Annotated in this window: 16 protein-coding genes, 1 pseudogene and 1 riboswitch; of the genes and pseudogenes, 12 read left to right on the top strand and 5 right to left on the bottom strand. The window is 60.5% G+C overall.

The genetic code is table 11. The features are described from left to right. Positions 1 to 342 precede the first annotated feature (342 nt). Both DWV58_RS05200 and DWV58_RS05195 read left to right on the top strand, forming a co-directional pair. The gene (locus DWV58_RS05200) at positions 343 to 2187 is read left to right on the top strand and encodes a magnesium transporter (protein WP_099432471.1); all 1845 of its coding nucleotides are present in this window, start codon (positions 343 to 345) and stop codon (positions 2185 to 2187) included. A 74-nt stretch (positions 2188 to 2261) separates the two neighbouring features. Next, the gene (locus DWV58_RS05195; RefSeq protein ID WP_117776409.1) at positions 2262 to 3458 is read left to right on the top strand and encodes an Nramp family divalent metal transporter; all 1197 of its coding nucleotides are present in this window, start codon (positions 2262 to 2264) and stop codon (positions 3456 to 3458) included. A 545-nt stretch (positions 3459 to 4003) separates the two neighbouring features. Here DWV58_RS05195 and DWV58_RS05190 read toward each other — a convergent pair. Continuing rightward, positions 4004 to 6220: an acyltransferase family protein gene (locus DWV58_RS05190; RefSeq protein WP_117776405.1), complete on the bottom strand. Its 2217-nt coding sequence runs from the start codon at positions 6218 to 6220 to the stop codon at positions 4004 to 4006. Between the two features lie 187 nt (positions 6221 to 6407). On the opposite strand from DWV58_RS05190, the gene DWV58_RS05185 reads away from it, so the two are divergent. From DWV58_RS05185 to DWV58_RS05165, 5 genes are all read left to right on the top strand, one after another. Next, the gene (locus DWV58_RS05185; protein ID WP_117583667.1) at positions 6408 to 7379 is read left to right on the top strand and encodes a ribokinase; all 972 of its coding nucleotides are present in this window, start codon (positions 6408 to 6410) and stop codon (positions 7377 to 7379) included. A gap of 27 nt (positions 7380 to 7406) precedes the next feature. Further along, a complete protein-coding gene (locus DWV58_RS05180; RefSeq protein WP_117583666.1) occupies positions 7407 to 8381 on the top strand; it encodes a nucleoside hydrolase in 975 nt (324 codons plus the stop codon). Positions 8382 to 8484: 103 nt separating this feature from the next. Beyond that, the gene (locus tag DWV58_RS05175; protein WP_117583665.1) at positions 8485 to 8973 is read left to right on the top strand and encodes an S-ribosylhomocysteine lyase; all 489 of its coding nucleotides are present in this window, start codon (positions 8485 to 8487) and stop codon (positions 8971 to 8973) included. A 144-nt stretch (positions 8974 to 9117) separates the two neighbouring features. Then, complete coding sequence (locus DWV58_RS05170; protein WP_117776404.1) at positions 9118 to 9762, top strand: DUF4867 family protein; 645 nt, start codon at positions 9118 to 9120, stop codon at positions 9760 to 9762. Positions 9763 to 10115: 353 nt separating this feature from the next. Beyond that, on the top strand, positions 10116 to 11546 hold the full coding sequence (locus DWV58_RS05165; RefSeq protein ID WP_117776403.1) for a 6-phospho-beta-glucosidase: 1431 nt from the start codon (positions 10116 to 10118) through the stop codon (positions 11544 to 11546). 97 nt (positions 11547 to 11643) lie between these two features. Here DWV58_RS05165 and DWV58_RS05160 read toward each other — a convergent pair whose 3' ends face one another. After that, positions 11644 to 12909 (bottom strand): ATP-binding protein, encoded by a 1266-nt coding sequence (locus DWV58_RS05160; RefSeq protein ID WP_158549353.1) that lies wholly within the window; start codon positions 12907 to 12909, stop codon positions 11644 to 11646. 383 nt (positions 12910 to 13292) lie between these two features. Beyond that, entirely contained in the window at positions 13293 to 16061 is a 2769-nt protein-coding gene (gene mgtA, locus DWV58_RS05155; protein WP_117776402.1) for a magnesium-translocating P-type ATPase, read from the bottom strand. Between the two features lie 437 nt (positions 16062 to 16498). On the opposite strand from mgtA, the gene pyrE reads away from it, so the two are divergent. Beyond that, positions 16499 to 17179: an orotate phosphoribosyltransferase gene (gene pyrE, locus DWV58_RS05150; RefSeq protein WP_117776401.1), complete on the top strand. Its 681-nt coding sequence runs from the start codon at positions 16499 to 16501 to the stop codon at positions 17177 to 17179. 256 nt (positions 17180 to 17435) lie between these two features. Here pyrE and DWV58_RS05145 read toward each other — a convergent pair whose 3' ends face one another. Beyond that, complete coding sequence (locus tag DWV58_RS05145) at positions 17436 to 17699, bottom strand: hypothetical protein (protein ID WP_117776400.1); 264 nt, start codon at positions 17697 to 17699, stop codon at positions 17436 to 17438. A gap of 161 nt (positions 17700 to 17860) precedes the next feature. Between DWV58_RS05145 and DWV58_RS05140 the strand changes: the two are divergent. The 3 genes and pseudogenes from DWV58_RS05140 to DWV58_RS05130 all read left to right on the top strand — a co-directional run. Continuing rightward, a pseudogene (locus DWV58_RS05140) lies at positions 17861 to 18028 on the top strand (family 1 glycosylhydrolase); the annotation flags it as partial. Between the two features lie 139 nt (positions 18029 to 18167). After that, complete coding sequence (locus DWV58_RS05135) at positions 18168 to 18704, top strand: PTS glucose transporter subunit IIA (protein WP_055310775.1); 537 nt, start codon at positions 18168 to 18170, stop codon at positions 18702 to 18704. A gap of 235 nt (positions 18705 to 18939) precedes the next feature. Continuing rightward, positions 18940 to 19497: a hypothetical protein gene (locus DWV58_RS05130; RefSeq protein ID WP_117634513.1), complete on the top strand. Its 558-nt coding sequence runs from the start codon at positions 18940 to 18942 to the stop codon at positions 19495 to 19497. Between the two features lie 475 nt (positions 19498 to 19972). On the opposite strand, the gene DWV58_RS05125 is transcribed toward DWV58_RS05130, so the two are convergent. After that, on the bottom strand, positions 19973 to 20638 hold the full coding sequence (locus DWV58_RS05125) for an HAD family hydrolase (RefSeq protein ID WP_199586002.1): 666 nt from the start codon (positions 20636 to 20638) through the stop codon (positions 19973 to 19975). Positions 20639 to 21116: 478 nt separating this feature from the next. Between DWV58_RS05125 and DWV58_RS05120 the strand changes: the two genes are divergently transcribed. Next, a complete protein-coding gene (locus DWV58_RS05120; RefSeq protein WP_233540513.1) occupies positions 21117 to 23195 on the top strand; it encodes a C69 family dipeptidase in 2079 nt (692 codons plus the stop codon). A 287-nt stretch (positions 23196 to 23482) separates the two neighbouring features. Beyond that, positions 23483 to 23610: riboswitch (cobalamin riboswitch) on the top strand. Positions 23611 to 23633: the final 23 nt, after the last annotated feature.

Below are 23633 nucleotides of genomic sequence, written 5' to 3'. Positions count from 1 at the left end.
ACCGGGAGTAGCGTCGAAGGTTGACAAAACTATAGGAACACCCAATGGCTATGTCACGGATACGTCAGCGTTTGGTATGCCTGCAATGTTCAGCGCATAAATTCGATGCCGCAGGGCGATGCTGATGCTATAGTTACTGCGGTTAATGAGGGTCAAGAGAAAGGTTACAGGTGAAATCCAAACCTCGACCATACAGTCGATGACCCCATGCAGGTGCTTTTTGCGCATGCACGGGGTGTAAGCGTCGAGCGGCGTGCCGCCCGCGCATGCGTATACATATCCAGAAGCCCCCGGACGCCGCACGCGCGGCCGCGTCCGGAGGAATAATGATGGGGAGCACCATTGAATTATCTGAGTGAGATGCTCAAATTGCCAGTCTTGGACGTCGACGGCGAAAAGCTCGGCGTGGTCAACGATTTTGGCATTGCAACCGGCGAAGTTTTTCCGCACGTGACGTCGCTCGCGTTCCGCGGTCCCGGCAAGACGCCGTTCATGATCAGCTGGCGCAAATGGGTCGACCGCATCGACGAGACGGGCGTGTATCTCAATACGTCTGCCACCAATATTCGCTTCTCGTACCTGCAGCCGACCGAGCTCCTGCTGGCGCGCGACGTTCTCAATAAGCAGATCGTCGACACGCAGGGCATGAAGGTCGTGCGCGTCAACGACATCAAGTTTTCCATGTCGGGCGAAAATCAGCTGCGCCTGCTGGGTGCCGAGGTCGGCGCCCGCGGTCTGCTGCGTGCAATCAGCCCCGCGCTCGAGCACGTCGTCGAGGGCTTTATGAAGCACCTGGGCAAGCCGCTCAGCGAGGACATTATCGCCTGGTCCTACATGGACCTGCTCGACCGCTCGACCAAGAACATTCAACTCTCGGTGTCGCACAAGACGCTCGGCGAGCTGCACCCTGCCGACATCGCCGACATTATCGAGCAGCTCGACCCGCGCTTGCGTGCGCAGGTGTTTGCGCAGCTCGATACTGCCCAGGCCGCCGAGGCCATCTCGGAGTTCGATGACGACGAGCTTATGACCGAGATGCTCGAGGGCCTGTCCGACACCGACGCATCGTCGATGCTGGCCATGATGGACCCGGACGACGCTGCCGACCTGATCGACGAGCTTGATTACGAGAAGGCCGAGAAACTCCTGCGCCTGATGGGCGTCAAGGAGGAGAAGGCGATTCGTAACCTGCTGGGGTATGAGGACAACACCGCCGGCCGCATCATGACCTCGGAGTTTGTCTCCCTGCCCGCTACGGCAACGGTCGGTGACGCCATCGAGGCGATTCGCGAGCTCGACGAGGACTTCGAGAGCGTCTATTACGTCTATACCGAGGATCCGAGTGGCATGCTGACCGGCGTGCTTTCGCTGCGCACGCTGATCGTAGCCGACCGCGACGCCACGCTGGGTCAGTTGGCCTATCGCGACCTGGTCTATGTGTCGCCCGACGAGGACCAGGAAGACGTGACGGACGAGATGACCAAGTACGACCTGGTTGCCATCCCTGTCTGCGACGAGAACCGTCATATCCTTGGTATCGTGACCTTCGACGACGCCATGGACGTTATCGCCGAGGAGCATCAGGAGGACCTGCAGATCGCCGGTGTCGGCTCGGGCGATAGCGCGTCGGACGACTCGACGAACGTGCTCAGCTGGTTCGTGCATCGCCAGTACTGGGTTGTTGTATGGGGCATCGCGTCGTGCATCATGGCGACCGTGCTGGGAACGGCGCTCGGCTCCGCGCATCTGGTGGTGTTCCCCATGTGCGCCATGCCGCTCGTGCTGCTGGCGGCCTCGCGCATGGTGTCGTTCGTCAAGAACTACTTCCTGGAGTATGACGGTCACGACGACGAGCCCAAGCCGTATCTGGGATTCTTCTTCCAGAGCACGGGCATGGGCCTGATTCTGTCACTCGTGACCTACCTGTGCGCCCAGCTGGTGCGCACCGCTGCATTCCCCGATGCCTCTATGTTTGAGGAGCAGCTCTTTACCGGCTGCTTTAACATTGCCGCCATCATTTGCCTGGTTGGCAACATGAGTGCTGTGATTTACCTGATGGTGCTGTTCTGGCGTGACGAGCATGACCTCAACACGTCGGGCACCGCCATGAACGTTATTGCCGTCATGATCTCGTGTGTGGCGTATTGCATCGCCGCGGTGCTGCTCGCCATGTCAGTCATGGGCTAGGTGGTCGCGTGCAAAATACCAAGCAAAAGTCGGGCACCAAGCAAAAGCTGACCATCGCGGCCATCTTTGGCGCTATGGGTCCCGGTCTGCTGGCGGCGCTTTCGGGCAATGACGCCGGCGGCATTGCAACGTATTCCAGTGCGGGTGCCAGCTATGGCTACAAGATGCTCTGGATGCTTCCCGTCATGACTGTGCTGCTCATCGTGACGCAGGAGACCGCGGCGCGTTGCGGCTGCGTGACGGGCAAGGGCCTGGCATCGCTCATTCGCGAGCGCTTTGGCGTGCGCAAGAGTGTACTTGCTATGGCGGCGCTGTTGATCGCCAACACGGCTGTGACCATTTCGGAGTTTGCGGGTATTGCGAGCGGCCTTGCCCTCTTTGGCGTGCCGGCGAGCATCTCGGTGCCGTTGGTGGCGCTGCTGGTGTGGATGCTTACCATGTCGGGGAGTTTCCAGCGCATCGAGAAGATTCTGCTGCTGGTGAGCTGCGTGTTCGTGACCTATATTGTCGCCGCGTTTATGGCTGGCCCCAACTGGGGTGAGGTCGCGGTCGACCTGGTCGTGCCCAACATTCAAAATGACCCCAGCTACGTGTCGCTCGTGGTCGCAACGATCGGTACCACCATCGCGCCGTGGATGATTTTCTTGGCGCAGAACAACGTGGTCGATAAGAACGCGGGCGAGGACGATATCGTGCTGCAGCGCATCGATACCGTGAGCGGCTCGCTTGCTGCCGATATCATTGCCGGCTTTATTATCATCACGACCGGCACGGTGTTGTTCCCGGCGGGTATTCAGATTAGCGATGCTGCCGACGCCGCCCGCGCATTGGAGCCAATCGCGGGTCAGTGGTCCACGGTGCTGTTTGCCTCGGGCCTGGTCGCGGCGAGCTTCTTGGCCGCCTGCGTGCTGCCGGGCGTTACGTCGAGTGCCATCTGCGAGGCTTTTGGTTGGGAGCGCGGTGCCGATCGCAGCTGGGACGAGGCCCCGGTCTATCGCGGCATTATTACGGCTATCATCGGCATCTCTGCCGTGCTGGTGCTCATGCCCGGTGTTGACCTGTTCCAGATTATGATGACCTCGCAGGTCATCAACGGTGTGCTGTTGCCCGTGGTTCTGGTGTTCCAGGTGGTTATTGCCGCTGACCGTCACATTATGGGCACTAACCGCAACGGCCGCGTGTGGAATGTGCTCACTTGGGCGACTATCGCCGTGATTACGGTGTTGACGGTCGTCATGTTTGTGCTGCAAGCGATGGGCTACAGCGCTTAGCGCCCACTTTTGCTTCCGAACAGGCCGTAGCGATGGACTGCGGCCTGTTTTTTGCCCGCTATAGGGCGTTAGTTATATGGCAGTGGACAAAAAATGCCAAATATGAGTACTGTTGCCTTGCCGATAGCATTTACGACCAAGAAAATAATGAACATAGTTAAGAATCTGTTTATTAAAAGCGGGTCTCCAAGTCCTAAGCCGGCCATTCTGGTCAACTGGAAGGGTCGTGCGCTACCGCATGAGCGCCATTTTGGGTGGTTTTGCCTGCTACTAAAATGGTAACAGTACTCATATTTGCCACTTTTTGTCCACGACCTCTTGGAGTCGGCTCGAAAAGAGTGATTTTGGGTTGTTTGCTGCGGGTGTGGGCTTGGAAACAACGTTCGGGGTGGCGAGGCGCCCAGAATTCGGTCGCAAGGAGGGCGTTCCTCGGCTGTGTCGGGAGTGTCCCTGGGTGCCGGCATATAAGGAACGTCCCTAACTGCCGGAGGGGGTGCCTGCCGTGGCAGGCACCCCCTCCGGATGTGGGAAGTTTGCGCTGCAGGTTACTTGTCGGTGCCCAGCTTGTGCGGCTTGAGAGCGAGCGCATTGACGAGTGCGTCGGTGGCAGACTTGACGGCCGCCGGCTGCGGATCGTTGACGTGATCCTCGGGATGCACGGGCAGGTCCTTCTTGACTGCATCGTGGATCAAGTTGAGGTACTCAGTCACGCCAGTGGTCGACAGGTGCGTGCCATCGCCATCGAACAGGTCGTTGCGATTGGCACTGTATCCGTACCAGTCGATAACGCGCACGTTCTTGTAGCGCGTAGCGGCGTTGGCGATGGCCTGGTTGGTAGAGCCAACCCACGGCTGCGGGCTGCGCGTGTTCACAAACACCACAATACGCTTATCTCCTGCATCGGCCATGATGGCGTCGATCTGGTCGTCGGTTACCAAGCCGTTGGTGCCCAGGGCAAAGACCACGATCTTGCCGGCAAGGTTCTGCTGGATATAGCCCTCAAATGTCGCGCGGCCCGCATCAAACTGGCGGCCCTTTTCGGCATCGATATGGCTGTGCGGGAACACGCCGTCAAAGGTGTCCACGGCGCGCAGGGACACGGAGTCGCCAATCATTAGCAGATCGTAGGCTCCGTCGGGGAAGCCGTCGTCATCTTTGTCGGTGTCATCGGCCGCCTGCTGGTCCTGGGGTTTTGCATTTTTGGCTTCCTTGTTTAGGATTTCGGCGCCCTTGCCGCTCAGCGCGGATGTGTCGGGCACAAAGACTAGGCCGTCCAGCGCCACAACAAGCACGACGCCGCAAGTGGCGCACACGGGAATATGCGCGCGTACCCAGTTTGCGGGCGTGGTGGTGCCATCGCGGAATTCGGCGACGGTGCGGCCGAAGGCGCCCTTCCTAAACGGCGTTTCGATAAAGCGATAGGAGCACTCGGCTACGGCGACCACCACAAGTACCTGCAGGATGTACTGCCACCAGGGCGTGTCGTTAATGTTGGCGACCGGGTTCATGAGGAGCAGCAGTGGATAGTGCCACAGGTAGATGCTGTAGGAACGCTTGCCGATCCATACGAGCGGCTCGGCGGCCAAGACTCGTGCGATCATGCCCTGGGGCTGCACGCAGGCCGCGATGACCATGAGCGTGAGGGCCGAGCACAGCAGCGTGCCGCCGCGATACTGGAACGCGGTGTAGCCGTTGGTGAGCGCGACCATGGCGGCAAGGCCAACCAGACCCACGACGCCCAACACATCGATGGATGTGGGCGAGGACCAAAAGCGCACGAGGGCGCTCGGCTGTGCCGGGGCGGTCTCGGCTGATTCGTCGGCCTTCTCGCTAGGTTTGCCCTCGGCGTTCTTGTCGTGCTTGGCGGCGCCAGCCAGGCGATTGAGCCCCAAACGATGAGCGAGACGCACTGGCGCCAGGTCGCGATCGGGGATAAAGGCCATCCAGGCACCCAGCAGTAGCGAGAACACGCGGGTGTCGGTGCCGTAGTACACGCGGCTGGGGTCGGCGGCAGGGTTGTAAAGCACCATCATGGCGAGGGCAGATGCCGCGGCAAGGCCCAGAACCAAGCGGCGCGTGTTGGGCTTGCTCACATGCATGGATACCATGGCAAACAGCAGTGGCGGCCAAATCAGGTAGAACTGTTCCTCGATGGCAAGCGACCAAAAGTGCGTGAGCGGCGAGGGGTCGCCCAGAGCATTGAAGTACGAGACGTTTTGGGCAATCTGCCACCAGTTGTTGAAGAACAGCAACGACGGCAGGATGTCGGGGCGCATCTTGGTGAGCATCACGTGGTTAAAGATGGTGCACAGCGCGCAGGTCACGAACACTACCGTTACCACGGCGGGGACCAGGCGACGGATGCGGCGAATCCAGAAGCTCTTGAGGTCGATGCGGCCGGTCTTAGCGACTTCGTTGAGTAGCAGGCGTGTGATCAGATAGCCCGAAAGCACAAAGAAGATCGTGACGCCGAGCAGACCGCCCTGCGCCCACGTGAGGTTGAGGTGATAGAGCACCACCGCGACGACGGCAAGCGTGCGTAGGCCGTCAAGGGCAGGGATGTAGCGGGACTTGGGGCGAGCAGGCGTCTGCTCCGCGGCGGGAGTGTTGGCGCGGCCCGCGTTGTTGGTAGAAGCGCGATGAGGGCTTGCGGTGCGTCGCGGCTCGTTGGTACGGCGTTCGCTCTTCACGCGTTCGTGCGGCGCCGGCTCGTTGCCTGTGCGGCGTCGACCGCGCGAGCCCGATTGCGAGAATTGTTCCATAAAACATCATCCAATGACGAGAATAATCAGCACGTATTTATTGTAGCTGCCTGCTCCTGTGAATGCTTGCTGCTGGCGCAAGCTCAAGCGTGCGTCCACATCAAAGTGAACTAAAGTTATAGGGGGTGCGAGGGCGCACAATCGATGGTCGACGGTGGGCATAAGGCCCGCAGATGAGGAGGTTTCCATGGCAGATCGCGACATCATTGCGGTGTTCGGCAGCATGAACATGGACCTTTCGGTGGCGTGCGAGCGCATGCCGCGTGCGGGCGAGACCGTCGGCGGCAGCGGGTTTATCACCAACGCCGGCGGTAAGGGCGCTAACCAGGCCGTTGCCGCCGCGCGCATGGGTGCGCGCACATGCATGATCGGCGCTGTTGGACGTGATACCTTTGGCGATGCGCTTGTGGCGGGGCTCCAGGATGCCGGCGTGAGTGTTGAGTTCGTGGCGCTTCGCGATGACGTGGAGACCGGCACCGCGACTATCATTCGCTGCGAGGGCGACAACCGCATCATACTGTCACCGGGCGCCAACCATGCGCTTGCGGGCGCGGACGTTGCCTGCGCGTTGAGGCGTCTGGTGGCCCATGAGCTCGACGGCGACGCCAGCGAGATTGCCCCGGCTGCCGGAAGCGTCTTTATCGCCCAGGGCGAATGTGACCTTGTGGCGACGGCCGAGGCGCTTGTTTGCGCTCACGAGCTGGGGTTCTATACGGTCTTTAATCCAGCGCCCGCCTGCGAGCTGCCTGCGGAGGTCTGGCCTGCGGTCGACCTGGTCTGCCCCAACGAGACCGAGTGCCAGGTGCTGACGGGCATTCTGCCCACGGATGATGCGAGTTGCGTCGCCGCGCTCAATGCGCTGCTCGACAAGGGCGCCGGGGCTGCGGTCATCACGCTAGGCGGTGCCGGCTCAGTTGCATTTGGCGATGACGGTGAGCTGCTGCGCATGCCGGCACTTTCGTGCGCGGTGGTCGATACGACGGCCGCGGGCGATACGTTTATTGGTGCGCTTGCGGCGGCTCGCCTGGAGGGCCTGCCGCTCTTTGAATGCATGGCCGCCGGCGCCCGTGCCTCGGCGGTGACGGTGTCGCGTTTGGGCGCGCAGCAGTCGATTCCCACGCGTGCCGAAGTTGGGCGCATGTTTGGTTTAGACGATTAGTACAAGACGGAGAAGCGGAGTAAAACAATGGCAACCAAGAAGCTGATCCTTGATCTGGATATGGGTGTGGACGATGCGATGGCGCTTGCCTATGCCATCGCGAGCCCCGAGGTGGAGCTCGTGGGCATCACCACATGCTTTGGCAACGTGCGCGTCGAGCAGTCGGCGCACAACTGCCTGGCGGTGCTCGACCTGTTGGGCCGTCCCGAGGTGCCGGTGTACCTGGGTGCCGACCGTCCTCTGCAAGCGACTGAGCCCTATACGCCGCCGGCGTCCACCGCGCTCATTCACGGCAAGAACGGCATCGGCGGCGCGAGCGTGCCCGCGTCGCCCTACGAGCCGGTGGGGGCGACCTCGGCCGACGGCAACGCTGCGGTCGATTATCTGATCGATGCCGCGCGCACCTATGGTCCCGATCTGGTCTACGTAGCGACTGGCCCGCTCTCCAACCTAGCGCTCGCCCTGGAGCGCGATGCGGCGGCGATGATGTCCATCGGCCGCGTGGTCGTGATGGGCGGCGCCCTTACCGTGCCCGGTAACGTGAGCGCGGGCGCCGAGGCCAACATGGCGAGCGACCCCGAGGCAGCCGACGCGGTGCTGCGCTCGGGCCGTAAGCTCACCATGGTGGGCCTGGACGTGACGCATCGCGTGGTGCTCACGCGCCGCGACATTGCCGGCTGGACGGGTTCGGGAACCATGGCCGGCTGCGCATTTGCGAGCATGGTCGAGCACTACATTGGTTCGTACGAGATGAACGCGTCCTACCTGGGCGGCTGCGCGCTGCACGATCCGCTGGCGGTTGCCGTGGCGATTGATCCCACGCTCGTGGGTGCGCTCGGCTGTAACCTGCGTGTTGACTTGCTGGGTGAGTATCGCGGCCGCACCATCTGCGATGAGCGCCGCGTGGCAGATCCCGACAAGAGCACACTCGTGGCGCTGACCGTCGATACCCCGCGCTTCCTGTCCGAGTTCAAGGCCCGTATGGCCCGTGTCCTTGGCTAAGTTGTCTTTTTGGGACGGGGCTTTTTTGACTGGTATGATTGGTGCGACCATTCGAACCAGCTAAAAGAGCCCCGTCCCAATTTGACTATCGAGAGGATCTGCCATGGAGCGCATCGCGAGCTTTTCCGTTGACCATCTGCTGCTTGAGCCCGGCGTGTACGTGAGCCGCATCGACCGCGATCCGGCGACCGGCGCCGCCGTCACCACCTTTGACCTACGCCTGACCACGCCCAACAAAGAGCCGGTCATGAACACGGCCGAGTGCCACACCATCGAGCACCTGGGCGCGACGTTCCTCCGCAATCATGCCGAGTGGTCGAGCCGCATTGTCTACTTTGGGCCCATGGGCTGCCGTACGGGCTTTTACCTGGTTGTCTTTGGTGAGCTGACGAGCGAGGAAATCTTGCCGCTCGTGCGCGAACTGTTCGAGTTTGTCGCCGGCTTTGAGGGCGATGTCCCCGGTGCCGCTCCCGAGGAGTGCGGTAACTACCTGGACCAGAACCTTCCCATGGCAAACTGGCTCGCGCGCCGCTACCTCGACCGCGATCTGGCCGATATCGATGAGAAGCACCTGCACTATCAGCAGGCATAAGAGCTTTATCGCCCAAAACGAGCGCATTGGGCGCCTTCGCTTATGCGGGGGCGCCTTTTTGTTGATTGGTCGGGACGAGCGTTCAAAATCGCTCATGTTTGTTCTAGAATGTTCGTATAGTCACATTTACAAACAGGAGTGAACATGCATATCTACTCTGTCAACGATCCCGAGTTCAAATCCTATGGCAACGTTTGGGATAACGTTCCGTCCGTGCTCACGTCGCCCGTGCTCGAGGCGCTCTCTGCCACGCCCATCCCCGAGGGCAGTAAGTACGTAGCAAGTGCGCCGGAGCTCGAGGGCGTCAAGGATGCCGACAAACTGGGCTTTCTCATGTTTGGCGGCCGCCCCTTCCAGCTCGGCTGGTGCAACGGCCACAACACACGCCTCAACTGCCTGGAGTATCACCGCGCCAGCGAGTTTAACCTGGGCGTCCGCGACTTTATCCTGCTCGTGGCGCATCGCTGGGAGATCGAGGACGGCAAGCTCGACACCGCGTGCGTCAAGGCGTTCCGCGTGCCGGCGGGCAAGGTCGTCGAGGTCTTCAACACCACGCTTCACTACACGCCCTGCATGGTCGACGACGGCGGCTTCCAAGTGATGGTTGCGCTGCCGGCGGGTACCAACGGCCCGCGCCCCGAGGCGGCGGCCGACATGCCCGCGGCCGGCGACAGCTACTGCTACTGGAAGGCCGACAAGTGGGTCCTCTGCCACGCCGACAGCCCCAAAGCAGCCGAAGGCGGCTACGTAGGCCTCGTCGGCAAGAACCTCGACATCGCCTGCGACTAGAATCTTCCATCTCGATCTGTAACATCTAGCGGGCTAAATCGTCTCTACCTGTTACAGATTTAGACAAACTGAAGGGGCTGCCCGAAAAATCTCGATCTGTAACACCAGGCCCGGTTTTGGCTGCCTAACTGTTACAGATCGAGACAAACCGGGCCCAATCCGCCGCAAAGGTGCCTGTCCCCTTTGTGGTGGTTGGCGGTTTGGGCGGGCAGGTATCAAAAAGTGTCAGACGGGGGCGGCTGCCGGGCGTCTGTGCGCGAAAAGAAGTGCCGACCTGCGCCGTTGCCGTTGAGTGGCGCGCTGCTTACGGGGATACTGAAGCCACGACAAACAGCGTGTGAAAGGATCGATGCATGGCTTTCCGTAATGACTTCCTGTGGGGCGGCGCGACGGCTGCCAACCAGTGCGAGGGCGCGTACAACGTTGACGGTCGCGGCCTGGCCAACGTGGATGTGGCGCCGCACGGCCCGGAGCGTTACGCGGTGGTCTCCGGCCAGCGCAAGATGCTCGACTTCGAGGACGGCTATTACTATCCCGCGCAGACCGGCATCGATTTCTACCATCACTACAAGGAGGACATTGCCCTCTTTGCCGAGATGGGCTTTAAGACCTTCCGCATGAGCCTGGCCTGGACCCGTATCTTCCCCAACGGTGACGAGGCCGAGCCCAACGAGGCCGGCCTGGCCTTTTACGAGGACGTGTTCCGCGAGTGCCAGGCGCACGGCATCGAGCCGCTCGTGACCATCACGCACTTCGACTGCCCCGTCCACCTCATCAAGGAGTACGGCGGCTGGCGCAACCGCAAGCTCATCGACTTCTACAAGAACCTCGCGACCACGATCTTCACCCGCTACAAGGGCCTGGTGAAGTACTGGCTCACCTTCAACGAGATCAACATGATCCTTCACCTGCCGTTTATGGGTGCCGGTCTGGTCTTTGAGGAGGGCGAGAACAAGGAGGCCGTCGAGTACCTGGCCGCCCACAACGAGCTCGTCGCCAGCGCTTGGGCAACCAAGATCGCCCATGAGATCGACCCTGAGGTCAAGATCGGTTGCATGCTTGCCGCAGGTAGCTACTACCCCTACAGCTGCCGTCCGGGCGATGTGCGCCAGGCGCAGATTGGCAACCAGAGCAACTATTTCTTCGTCGACGTTCAGAACCGCGGCTACTACCCGGCCTATGCCGTCAAGAAGCTCGAGCGTCTTGGCATCGATGTGGGCATGACCGACGAGGACCGCGAGATCCTGGCCGCCAACACCGTCGACTTCATTAGCTTTAGCTATTACAGCACCCGTTGCTCCGCCGGTGCCGATAACCCCGATGTCGAGCGCACCCAGGGCAACGCCTTCGCCGGCGCCAAGAACCCCTACCTGCAGGAGAGCCAGTGGGGCTGGGCCATCGATCCGCTGGGCTTCCGCATCACCCTCAACGACCTGTACGACCGTTATCAGAAGCCGCTGTTTGTGGTCGAGAACGGTCTGGGCGCCAAGGATGTTGTCGAGGAGGATGGCTCCATCAACGACGACTACCGTATCGACTACCTGCGCCAGCATATCGCCGCGATGCGCGATGCGGTGACCGAGGACGGCGTTGACCTGCTGGGCTACACCACCTGGGGTCCGATCGACCTGGTCTCGGCCGGCACGGGCGAGATGTCCAAGCGCTACGGCTTTATCTACGTGGACCGCGACGATGCAGGCAACGGCACCCTCAAGCGTTCCAAGAAGAAGAGCTTCGACTGGTACAAGAAGGTTATCGCCACCAACGGCGAAGATTTGGCCTAGGCGTTCTCAACAGCAATAGCATCCTAACCAAGGCGCCCGGCGAGCAGCCTATGCCCGTCGGGTGCCTTGTTAAAAGAAGTAAAAACTTGCAATTGCACTACGGCGCGAGCACATCCAGCGGAACAACTTGGACGCCGCGGTCAGTGACATAGGCTTGTGAACCAAATCCAATGATTACGACTTTCGAAACTGGCGGGTTGTTTCCGGCGGCAACCATACGCTTCTCGACAGCAATAAGGCTGTCAGACGCCTCTTCGATTTGGGCGGAGCTGAGCTTGATTTCGACCGGGATCCACGTTCCACCGGGAGCCGCAATGACTGCATCGACTTCTAGATCGCGAGAATCGTGATAGTGATAGAGGCCCATTCCATTTGCCTGCGCATAAACCCACAAATCATGAAGGGCCAACGATTCAAAAAGCAGCCCAAGCGTCTTGAAATCTAGCAGCAATGTCGCCGGAGTCGCTCCGAGCGCAGCGGCCGCCAGTGACGGATCAGCGAGATGATGCTTCTTCGATTCTCTTAAGTGCACGGGAGATCTCATTGCGGGGTTCCATGCGGGAATATCGCGAACGAAACTAACCCGAGCGAGAAGGGATATATATGATGCCGCCGTTTGTCTCGATACTTCTCCACCAAGATCGGCTACGAGCGTCTTGAGTGTCGCCAAAGTGGATTCATTGCGCGCAAGCGATTCGATGACAGCTTTGACCTTTTCAGGGTCGCGGCGAGAGCCGTCGACACGAGACAAATCTTCTTCGGCGACTATGCCGATGTAACGTTTCGCCATCGCCGACGCAGCCAGCGCATCGCGACCGACCGCCGCGGGCCATCCGCCACGGACAACGTACTCGGCAATCGAGGCGGAATCCAGCGATCCGAAAGCGCCATTGAACTTTTCGCCAGAAATAATGCCCGACAGCTTAACCGCGCCGCTGGATTTCCCAAGCTCGAAAAGCGTCATGGTATCCATGCGCAATTTAGCGAACCTTCCAGCGCCACTGTGCATTGGACGTTCGTCGTCTCGCGGTGTCGCTGACCCCGTAAATATGAACTGACCAGGCTCGCCGCTGCGGTTGTCGCACTCAAACCGTGCCGCGTCCCAAAGTTTCGGAACCTCCTGCCACTCGTCAATCAGCCGCGGCACCTCGCCGGAAACGGCAAGAGCCGGGTCAGTCTCGGCACGCAAGCGATTCTCGAAGTTGCGGGACGGGTCCATGAGAAGGAGCCTGGACGCCGCACGGGTCTCGGCCGTGGTCGTCTTTCCGCACCATTTCGGTCCTTCGATGAGAACGGCGCCGAATATACCCAGCAGCTGGTCAAGCTCATTTTCGATAATTCTAGTGTAGTACTTCTTTGGCATAATTATCACCATTGTTTACCAGTACATTTAACCAAATATACAGTTACTATTTAACCAAATATCAATTCTTTGGTTAACCATATTTACGCATTTCAATTAACGAAACAGATTAAACATGTACTGTTTGAGTTGGCACTTGGGAAATCTCTCGCTGGGCAATCCGTTGCTACGGCTGAGGCCTCTTCGTCGAACCGACACCCCCGGCGAGCAACTTATGCCCGCCGGGCGCCTTGTTAAAAGAAGTGAAAGAAAGCAAAAGAAGTTAAAACTTGCAAAAGAAATTAAAGCGGGGGTGAGGGGCGTTTTTAGCTGTTTTGGGCCGCCGCGGCCAGCGGGGGCGGGTCGCGGCGGCCCAAACATCCTTGACGAGGGTGCCGGTGAAGCTACAGCAGCTCGCCGTGGCGGGCGATGTAGCGGCGCTTTGCCAGCTGGGTGAGCGCGATATAGGCGGAAACGATGCCGATGAGCAGCGCGAAAAAGCTCGCTGGTAGCGTCATGAGGCCGAGTGCATCGGCGATGGGGCTTGCCGGCAGCCAAGTGACGAGCGCCAGGCCCAGCACGGTGAGAACGCACAGCGCGGGCGCGGCGTGGTCGCGCGGGCTCGGCAGGCGCGGGGAGCGCAGCATGTGGATCACGAGCGTCTGCGACCACATGGACTCGACAAACCAGCCACTCTGGAAGAGCGCCGCAAAGGTCGCCATACCCGCGACGTCGCCTGCGGCGTCAAGCTCGGACCAGCTTGCGCCCACGGCGGCGGGGCACACCACAAAGAAGAGCGCGGCGAAGGTCACGATGTCAAACAGCGAGCTCACGAGGCCCAGCTCGAGCATTAAGCCCTTGATGGACGCAGCGTCCCAAGCGCGCGGGCGGGCAGTCCAGGCGTTGTCGACGGTGTCCCACGGCAGTGCGATGCACACGATCTCGTAGACCAGCGACAGCAGCACCAGCTGCAGAGCGCTCATGGGCAAAAACGGCAAGAACAGGCTCGCAGCGGTTACGGACAGCACGTTGCCAAAGTTGGAGCTCACCGTGGTCTTGAGGTACTTGAGCAGGTTGCCGTAGGTGCGGCGGCCTTCGATGATGCCGCGCTCGAGCACGCCCAGGTCCTTCTGGAGCAAGATGATATCGGCGGATTCCTTGGCGATATCGACGGCGGAGTCGACCGAGATGCCGCAGTCGCTCGCACGCATCGCGGCGGCGTCGTTGATGCCGTCGCCCATAAAGCCCACGGTGTGGCCGAGCAACTCGCGCATGACGCGCACCAGGCGCGCCTTCTGCAGCGGCGAGAGCTTGGCGAAGAGGTGGGTGTTCTCGGCGCGCTCGGCAAGCTCGGCGTCGTCGAGCGCATCGATCTCGGAGCCCAGCAAGACGTTGCTCGCGTCGATGCCGATCTGCTCGCAGACGGTGGCGGCGACACGGTCATTGTCGCCGGTCAGGACCTTAACGGCGACGCCCTTGGCCTCGAGGGTGGCGACGGCGCCCGCGGCACTTGCTTTGGGCGGATCGAGGAAGGCCAAAAAGCCCATCAGCACCATGTCGCACTCGTCGGCGATGCCAAACTCGCCCACGCAGCGCGGATCGGTCTTCTGCGCCACAGCAATCACGCGCAGGCCCTCGGCGTTAAGCCCAGCGACTTGCTTGCGAATCTGGGCGAGCTTCTCGTCGGTGAGCGGCTGAGCGATGCCATCGACCTCGACAAAGGAGTAGATCTCGAGCATTTCCTCGGCAGCTCCCTTGGTGACCATCTGGGTTTTGCCTTGGGCGTCGGCGACAACTACGCTCAGACGACGGCGCGAGAAATCGAAGGGCACCTCGTCGACCTTGGTATAGCGGTCGCGCAGGCTCTGGCCCAGCATGGAATCGGGTGCTGCGGCCGAGGGCGTCACATCGGCGCGGTCGATGACGGCCAGGTCGATAAGGTTCTTGAGGCCGGTCTGGAAGAAGCTGTTCAAAAACGCATGGCGCAGCACGCGTGCGTCTTCGTTGCCGTCGGTGTTGAGGTAGCGCTCGAGCACGATGCGGTCTTCGGTGAGGGTGCCGGTCTTGTCGCAGCACAGGACGTCCATCGCGCCCAGGTTTTGGATTGCTGGCAGCTCCTTGACGATAACCTGGCGACGGGCGAGGTCCTTGGCGCCCTGCGACAGGCTCGTGGTCACGATGACGGGAAGCATCTGCGGCGTGATGCCCACGGCCACGCTCGTGGCGAACAACAGCGCATCAATGACGTTGCCCTTGGTGGCGGCGTTGATGGCAAAGACGGCCGGCGCCATAACGAGCATGAGGCGTACGAGCAACATGGAGACGCTCGAGACGCCGCGGTCAAACGCGCTCTTCTCGCCGCGCCCGTTGAGCATCTTGGCGATGCCGCCCAGGTAAGTGTCCGAGCCGGTGGCTACGACAAGTGCCATAGCGGTGCCGTTTTGCACGGAGGTGCCGGTAAAGACGATGTTTTTGCAGGCAGAGAGCGGCAGCGCGGGGCTGCCGGCACCCTCGGCGACGGTGATGGCAGCGGTCTTTTCGACGGCCTCGCTCTCGCCGGTGAGTGCGGACTCGATCACAAACAGGTCGCGCGCGGTGATGATGCGGGCATCGGCCGGCACCATATCGCCGGCAGAGAGGCGGATCACATCGCCGGGGACGAGATCGTCAAAGGGGATCTCGATACGCTCGCCGTCGCGCAGGGCACAGCAGGTGTTGGAGACCAGGTCCTTGAGGGCCTCGGCCGCATTGCCGCTGCGAGCCTCCTGGATAAACTTCATACTGCCCGATACCAGCAGCATGATGCCGATGACGATGACCGTGGAGGGATCGCGCTGGGGCTCGGGTACGGCGAGCACGTCGATGTAGAGCGAGACCAGCGCGAGCGCGGCGAGGATGCCGGCGAAGGGATCGATGAACGCGTCGGCGATGCGGCGGGCGAGCGTCTTGGTCGGCGCCTCGATGGTGTTGGGGCCGGCGGCGTCCAGGCGCTCGGCGGCGTGCTCGGCAGTGAGTCCGTCGGCCGTGGCGTCAAGCAGCACGAGGGCGTCCTCGGCGCTATGGGTGGCGGCGAATATGGTGTTCTTGGACAGGCCGGTGTGAGCGGCGGGGCGCGCCGTGCGGCGGCGCTTGGAGATGGCTTCGAGTACCGTGGCGGTTTTGAGCATTAGCATAGGGTCCTCCTTGTTGAAGGGAGTTAGCGTACGTGTCGTATTTGCTTTAAAAAACCTAGATGTCGCTCACGTCATACTCACGAGCCACCACAAAGGGGACAGGCACCTTTGCGGTGGTTTTGGCGATCGGCTATTGGCGCTTATGCGTGTGCGGAATCCTCGCGGCGTGCCGAGGGCGACATGCAGGTTTTTCGACTATGACTGCCTTCCATGGCACACCTCCTTAAGACCGGGCGCGGCGCGCTTCGGGCATCTTGTGCCCGTTTCAATCCGCCCGTATTTTTGATGAGGGGGTTTGCCGTGTCAACCCCATTGTTCGGAAAACCGTTGCCCCTGACAAAGCCTTTACAGAATGCCGTTGCCTCAAAGCGCGCCCGCATCGACGCTTCGCCTGCGCTAAACTGGAAGGCACATACGCGATTACGAGAGGAGCCCGCATGGAGGCTTACAAGCAAGAGTTCATCAAGTTTATGGTCGAGTCCGACGTTCTTAAGTTCGGCAGCTTTACGCTCAAGAGCGGCCGTCAGTCCCCGTTCTTTATGAACGCCGGCGCTTACGTGACGGGCTACCAGCTCAAGAAGCTGGGCGAGTATTACGCCCAGGCTATCCACGATAACTTTGGCGACGACTTTGATGTCCTGTTTGGGCCGGCCTACAAGGGTATTCCGCTGGCCGTCGTGACCGCGATTGCCTACCACGAGCTGTACGGCAAGGAGGTCAAGTACTGCTGCGACCGCAAGGAGGCCAAGGACCACGGCGCCGACAAGGGTAACCTGCTAGGCTATGAGCCCCAGGACGGCGACCGCGTGGTCATGGTCGAGGACGTCACCACCAGCGGCAAGTCCATCGACGAGACCTATCCCAAGGTCAAGGCTGCTGCCGATGTCGAGATCAAGGGCCTCATCGTGTCCCTCAACCGCATGGAGGTCGGCAAGGGCGGCGTGACCACCGCGCAGAAGGAGATCGAGGCCAAGTACGGTTTCCCCGTCGCGAGCATCGTCTCCATGGCCGAGGTCGTCGAGACCCTCTACAACCACGAGATCGACGGCAAAGTTGTCATCGACGACGAGCTCAAGACCGCCATCGACGCCTACTACGAGCAGTACGGAGCCAAGTAGGTTCCGCGGTTTTACCAAACCGCGGAACCGGCCGACGCTACGCGGGCCGCATTTGGACAATCTGACGTTCAACTTCAAGGGCGCGACCAGAAGGTCAGCGCCCTTTCGTTTCACGTCACCTTGTCTCAAATGCGACCCGCTCGCTGTCCGTCCTCTACTTGCGGCGTCGTCTTGCTCCGGATGTGGCACCTGGGGACGTTCCTTTTCTGCCGGCACCTTGGGACACTCCTTAGTCATCGGGGACGTTTTTAAATGGCTACTTGAGCCCGGGCAGGCGGGTGTAGGGGAACGATCGCTCTAGGAACTCGGAGCAGCGGGCGTAGTCTTTGGCAAAGTAGCTGCTGTAGAGCGAATCGAGCACGTATTGCACGGCGATGTGGCTGGCGAACTGCGTGATGCGGTGCGTCATGCTCTCGTGGTCACTCACCGTAAGGTAGGCGGCAAAGCCGGGGTGAATGCGGGCGCAATAAGGCGTGCCGATGACGATGACCGGGACATGTCGACTGCTGAGGATCGGCAAGATGTCCTTGAGGTTGGGGGCGAGGCCGCTGTAGGAGATGGCGATTGCTACATGGTCGGTGCCCGAGGTAAGCGAAGTCGGCCTTGCCTTCTACGACCGCGTCTTCGACTGCCTGCGCGCACGGCATCAAACCGCTTGTTACGCTTAGCCACTACGAGATGCCCCATGCCCTGGTCTCCGTCGGCACCGGCGAGATGCGCAAGCGCTACGGCTTTATCCACGTCGATAAGTACGATGACGGCACCGGCACCTACGAGCGCCGCCGCAAGGACAGCTTCTTCGCCTACCAGAAGATCATCAAGTCCAACGGTACCGAGGGCCTGGCTTAATTGACAAGATGAGTGCCACCGGGGAAAGCCTTGGTACGGGCTCGCGATTCGAGTCCCCACCTTAGCATTTGAACCATTTGGCACTATAATCACCATAGGCATGCGCATAACGTTGCGCTTGATCAAGAGGAGAAAACGTATGGGTCTGTTTGACATGTTCAAGAAGAAGGCTGAGCCCGCGGCTGCCGCTGCTCCGGCCTCCATCTCTGCTTCTGCCGGCGCCGACGTGCTGTGCTCGCCCGTCAAGGGCAAGGTCATCAAGATGGCCGACGTGCCCGATCCCGTCTTTGGTGGCGAGGTTCTGGGCAAGGGCTGCGCCGTGTGGCCCGAGGACGATCTGGTCTACGCTCCCTGCGACGGCAAGGTGACCGTCACCATGGGTCACGCCGTGGGCCTGCAGTCCGATAGCGGCATCGAGGTTCTGGTGCACGTTGGCGTCGATACCGTCAACATGAACGGCGACGGCTTCGAGGGCTTCGTCAAGGCCGACGACGTCGTTAAGGCTGGCCAGCCCATGCTCAAGATCGACCGCGCCAAGATCGCCGCTGCCGGCTACAAGGACTGCGTCGTGGTGGCCGTGTCCAACACCGCCGAGTTCGCCGACGTCGAGCTCGCCGTCGAGGCTGACTCCGCTGTCGCCGCCGGCGATGCCATCGTCAAGGTCGTCCGCAAGTAGTCTGCGGCAACATAAGGGTGTTTTGGGGTGGTCGGGTTATCCGGCCGCCCTTTTTTATTGCAATGCGGCGGAACGTTTTATTGCGCGTTGGGCGGACCGGTAAACCGTTCGGACGTTAAATCGAGCCGACTGCGCCTTTGCTTTGCCGGGGGTGTTCGTTATCGGCTAGTATGGCCTTATTGTTACGACGCGCACCGCGTCGGGAAGCGCGGTGCCGCTTGTTGGGAGGAATGTCATGAAGAAGAAGCTGCTGCTTGCGCCCCTGATGGCTGTTCTGGTCGCGTGCGTGGTTGTGCTTTCCGGCTGCGGAGGTCCTTCGGTTGAGGAGCTCATCACCGAGGATCTTACGACGCAGTTTGACGAGGTCAAGAACGGCGGCGACGACTTCCTCGCCGGCCTGGAAGAGGCCTCGGGCGACGAGTTCGAGCAGCTGGGTATCGATCCCAAGGAGTACGCCAAGAGCTATCTCGAGGGTTTTGACTACAAGATCGGTGACGTGACGGTCGACGAGGACAAGGGCACCGCAACTGCCGAGGTCACCATTACCTGCAAGTCCATGAACCAGATCGTTGAGGATTTTGCCACCCAGTATCAGGAGAAGGTCGCCGCGCTCGATTCGATGCCTTCCGATGACGAGCTGTACAAGATGGCCGGTCAGGTTATGGTCGATGTGACCAAGGCTGCTAAGACCAAGGACACCAAGGTCACCTTCAAGTATTCCTGCAATGACGATGGCGAGTGGTCTGCCGACGATTCCGCAACCAACGAGATGATGAATGCCATGATGAGCTAGGGGAGTTACGGCGTTTTACCAAACGCCGTAACTGTTCGACGCTGCGCGGGCGCCAGAGCGACAACTTGTCATTCAAAGAGGACGGCATGACCAGAAGGTCTATGCCGTCCTCTTTTCATGCCAATTTGTTCGCTCTGGTGCCCGCTCGCTGCCCGTCCTCTACCTGCGGCGTTCTCGTTGCTGGAAGGTGGCAGTTGGGGACGTTCCTTTTCTGCTGGCAGTTGGGGACACTCCTTGTGCCGGCGTTGCATCGCGAACGCTCGGGAAAATGCGACCCGGTTTTTGGCCGAATTCCGGGTCGCGGTTTCCGGATGGGGTGGGTTGCGGAAACCGCGACCCGGAATATTGCTCCAAAACGGGATGCCGTTTCCCCGATGGGGCTCAAGCGGAAAGCGCGCCCCATTCCGGAGCTCCAAAACGGGATGCGCTTTCCGCGCGGAAGAATTGTCGCAGCTGCGTTAAGCGGTGTCGCTCGCTACTCGCCCAAGATTAGCTCGGCGAGTTCGTCCTGCGTATCAACAACGTAGTCGGCGCCGGCGGCTTCCAGCTCTGCGCGGCCGCGGAAGCCCCAGCTGACGCCCGCGCTCTTAAGGCCGGCGTTGTGGCCGGTCAGAACATCGACATTGGAATCGCCCACATAGAGCGTGGTTGCCGGATCGGCGCCCAGCTCTTTCATCACATGCAACGTGACGGGCGCTTCGGGCTTAGGCGGAAACGCATCGACACGGCCTTGCACCAGCGCAAAGCAATCGGGACCAAAGTATTTCTCGATAAGCGGGGTTGCCGAAATATGATCCTTGTTGGTGAGCACGGCAAGCTGAATGCCCGCTGCGCGCAGACGGTCGAGCATCTCAATCGTGCCGGCGTAGGGTGAGGTGTGGTCCTCCTTGTGCTCGCCGTAATAGGCCCTAAACTCGGCAAGCGTCTGCTCAAACATACGGCCGTCGCCCGCGTACTCGGCGGGCATAAAGCGCTCGACCAGCTTAAGCATGCCGTTTCCCACCTTGTAGCGGTACTCGTCCACGGCAAACGTGGGCCAGCCGTGCATCTCGCAGGTGTGGTTGCCGGCGGCCGCCAGGTCTTCGAGCGTGTTGAGGATGGTGCCGTCAAGGTCAAAGATCACAGTGGAAAAAGCTGCCATAGGTACGCTCCCATCTATATAGCTCACGCAAACGGCAACCATAATAGCGCGTGCCGTTCCAGTCGGGCATGAGCGAGCCAAATGTCCCCCGTGGGACTGAGGGGGCCAAAAGTCCCCGTTAAAACGCTTAAATGGCCTCTAACAGGTACATTTGGCCCCCTCAATCCCACGGGGGACACTCGGCCCGCTCAATCTTGCGCACGGGGCTTATCGGCCTGTTCAACCCTGCGGGGAATGCCGCCTGCCAGATGCAAACGACCGGTCACGGGTTGTTACGAGTGCCATGTCCATACTTCCTTAACACATAAGATAAGCTGATAACTGCATATTCAATCCGATTTACCCAGCTAAAGTGTTCTCATTACGCATATTGTTGGTGGGTAGTTCGGGCTCCGTGTGGAGGGGAGAACGTATGAGGTTACCGGCTTTTGCTAAGAAGGCGTTTAGGGGGGGGGTAGTCGCGGCGCTTGTGCTTGCCATGCCCGCGCCCGCGCTCGCCTGCACGCAGGTTTACATCGGTAAGAACCAGACAACGACGGGCGATACCTATGTCGGTCGCGCCGAGGACTATTCACCTCGCTACTGCAAGACCTTTGGCGTGCAGCAGCCGATCGACAACCCTGTCTTCCGTTCTTTCGAGAACGATTCTGTGCCGGGGACCGGCTTTGAGTACACCTATCAGGGTCGCTCGTATCGTTACACCTATGTTCGTGACAATCCCGATGCGTGGGATGCCCAGGACGACGAGGCAGCGTCCCGCGTGTATTCCGAGGCCGGCACCAACGAGCGCGGCGTCTCCGTTTCCGCGACGCTCACAACGGATTACAACGACGGAATCAAGGCTATCGACCCTCTTGTCGACAAGGGCATCGGCGAGTATAACCTGGGCGACTACCTGTTGAGCGTTTCGTCCACGGCGCGCGACGGCGTGGAGAAGCTCGGCGCCATCATCGATCAGTATGGCTCTCAGGACTGCAACCAGATCGTCATTGCCGACAATACCGAGACCTGGATTTTCGCTCAGCTTTCGGGCCATCAGTGGATTGCCGTCAAGATGGGCGACGACGTGGCGTCCGTTAATCCCAACATCGGCGGCCTGCAGTATAAGGTCGATCTTGACGATCCGAGTCAGTGCCTGCACTCGGCCGATGTCGTGACGCTGCCCGAGTCCAACGGCGTTCTCGTAACCTATGACGACGGCACGCCGAACATCTTCAAGACGTATGGCAAGGAGAATTCGGGTTCGTCGCAGAATACGCGCCTGGCCCAGGGACGTGCTTACTTCGGTGCTGCCCTTGCGCCTCAGACGGACTATACCGTTGATGAACAGGGTCGCGTCACCTCGCTCATCGACCCGCAGCTGACGTTTACGCCGGGCATCAAATCCGATACGTTCACGGCGTTGCGTTCCCTCGCTGCCCGCGGTGAGCAGGATGACAGCCTCAACGCCAATCTCAACAGTGCCCTGTATGCCATCGGCAACAACAGGACGACCGAGAGCAATATCTTCCAGATTCGGTCCGGCCTTTCCAGTGATATCGCCACGATTCAGTGGGAAGCGCTTTCGCGTTGCGAGTTCAGCGTGTACCTGCCCAGCTACTCTGCGCTGTTGACGGAAGTTCCGGCTGACTACTTCCCGGCGTGGAACACGGTGGACGGCACTTATACAGGACGCAAGGACGACGTCGCGCAGGCTTTGGTCGAAAAGGACGGCAAGAACCTCGACTACGTCTTCATGGACATCAACACGCTCGCCTACAACAACCGTGCCTCGATGGGTGAGAACGTGCGCGCCTACCTCGATGTCCTTCAGAAGCAGGTTATCGCCCAGCAGGACGTTGTTGACGGGTTGATGCAGGCAACCCCTGCCGATCAGCGCACGGACCTTGCCAACAAGGCGTTTGCCGCAGTGAGCGAACAGGTCTACAACAAGGCGGCCAAGCTTCTCGATGAGATGCGCGCCTATGTGAATGCGGGAGATACCTCGAGTGCGTTTATGCCGAGCGACTATGACGCCGAGAATGGAACCTCCCGGACCCCGATTATGTACGCGTCCGCTTTTGTTGCTCCCAGCATCACGGCTCAGCCGCAGTCGGTAACGTGTGCTCAGGGCGCTGAGGCCAAGCTGAGCGTTGCCGCGACGGTTGATGACAGCGTGGATGGCTCGGATGCCCAGCTTACCTACCAGTGGTTCGTCAAGGGCGAGGACGGTAACTTCTCTGCCATCGACGGGGCGACGGCGGCTGAGTACGTCGCCGCGACGACCGAGGTCGGTTCAAAGGTGTATCGCGTTGAGGTGACGAGTGCTGCCGGGCTGGTTTCCACGTCCGATGAAGCGACGGTGACCGTGACGCAGGCTGCGCAGGAGGAGCCTGGGCAGAAGCCCGGTCAGAAGACGGATGTGAAGACGGACGTCAAGACCGATACCGCCAAGAAGGCGACCAAGGGAGGGCTTGCCAAGACCGGTGATTCGTCTGTGGTGATCGTGGCGCTTCTGACGGTGGCTGGAGTTCTGGCCGTTATGGGGGCCGTGCTTATCCGCAAGCGTGCGAATTAACCGGAGCGGGTCATAGACGACAGCCCTAACTAAAAACGGTCCCGTACGAGTAATCGTGCGGGACCGTTTGCTTGAGCTAAAGCAAAATGAGCGGGCCAAAAGCCCCCGTGGGACTGAGGGGGACATTCGGGCCGCTCAATCTTGTGGGCAGGGACGGCTCGGTGGACGGCTGGCGATATGGGCTGCCTATAGGTGGCCATCCGGGAGCCATATGGCTCGGGTATGGCGGTTTTTGTGTAGTGCATTGACCGATTTACCTGCGGTAACGTACACTTCCTCCGTTAAAAAATAGAAGCCGGAGCACGGGTGCGCGCGAGCGCATAAAGGGGAATCGGGTGAGAATCCCGAGCAAGGCGGTTACTGTGTGCGGGCGCGCCCGCGAGCCAGATTACCTGCCCGCGCTCTTCTCGAAACCGAGGGCCTCTCTGCTTGCCGCTG

Source organism: Collinsella sp. AF11-11 (assembly GCF_003465485.1).
Lineage (GTDB): Bacteria > Actinomycetota > Coriobacteriia > Coriobacteriales > Coriobacteriaceae > Collinsella.
Note: the sequence above shows the minus strand (reverse complement) of the source record. Positions and strands in the feature narration are given on the sequence as shown.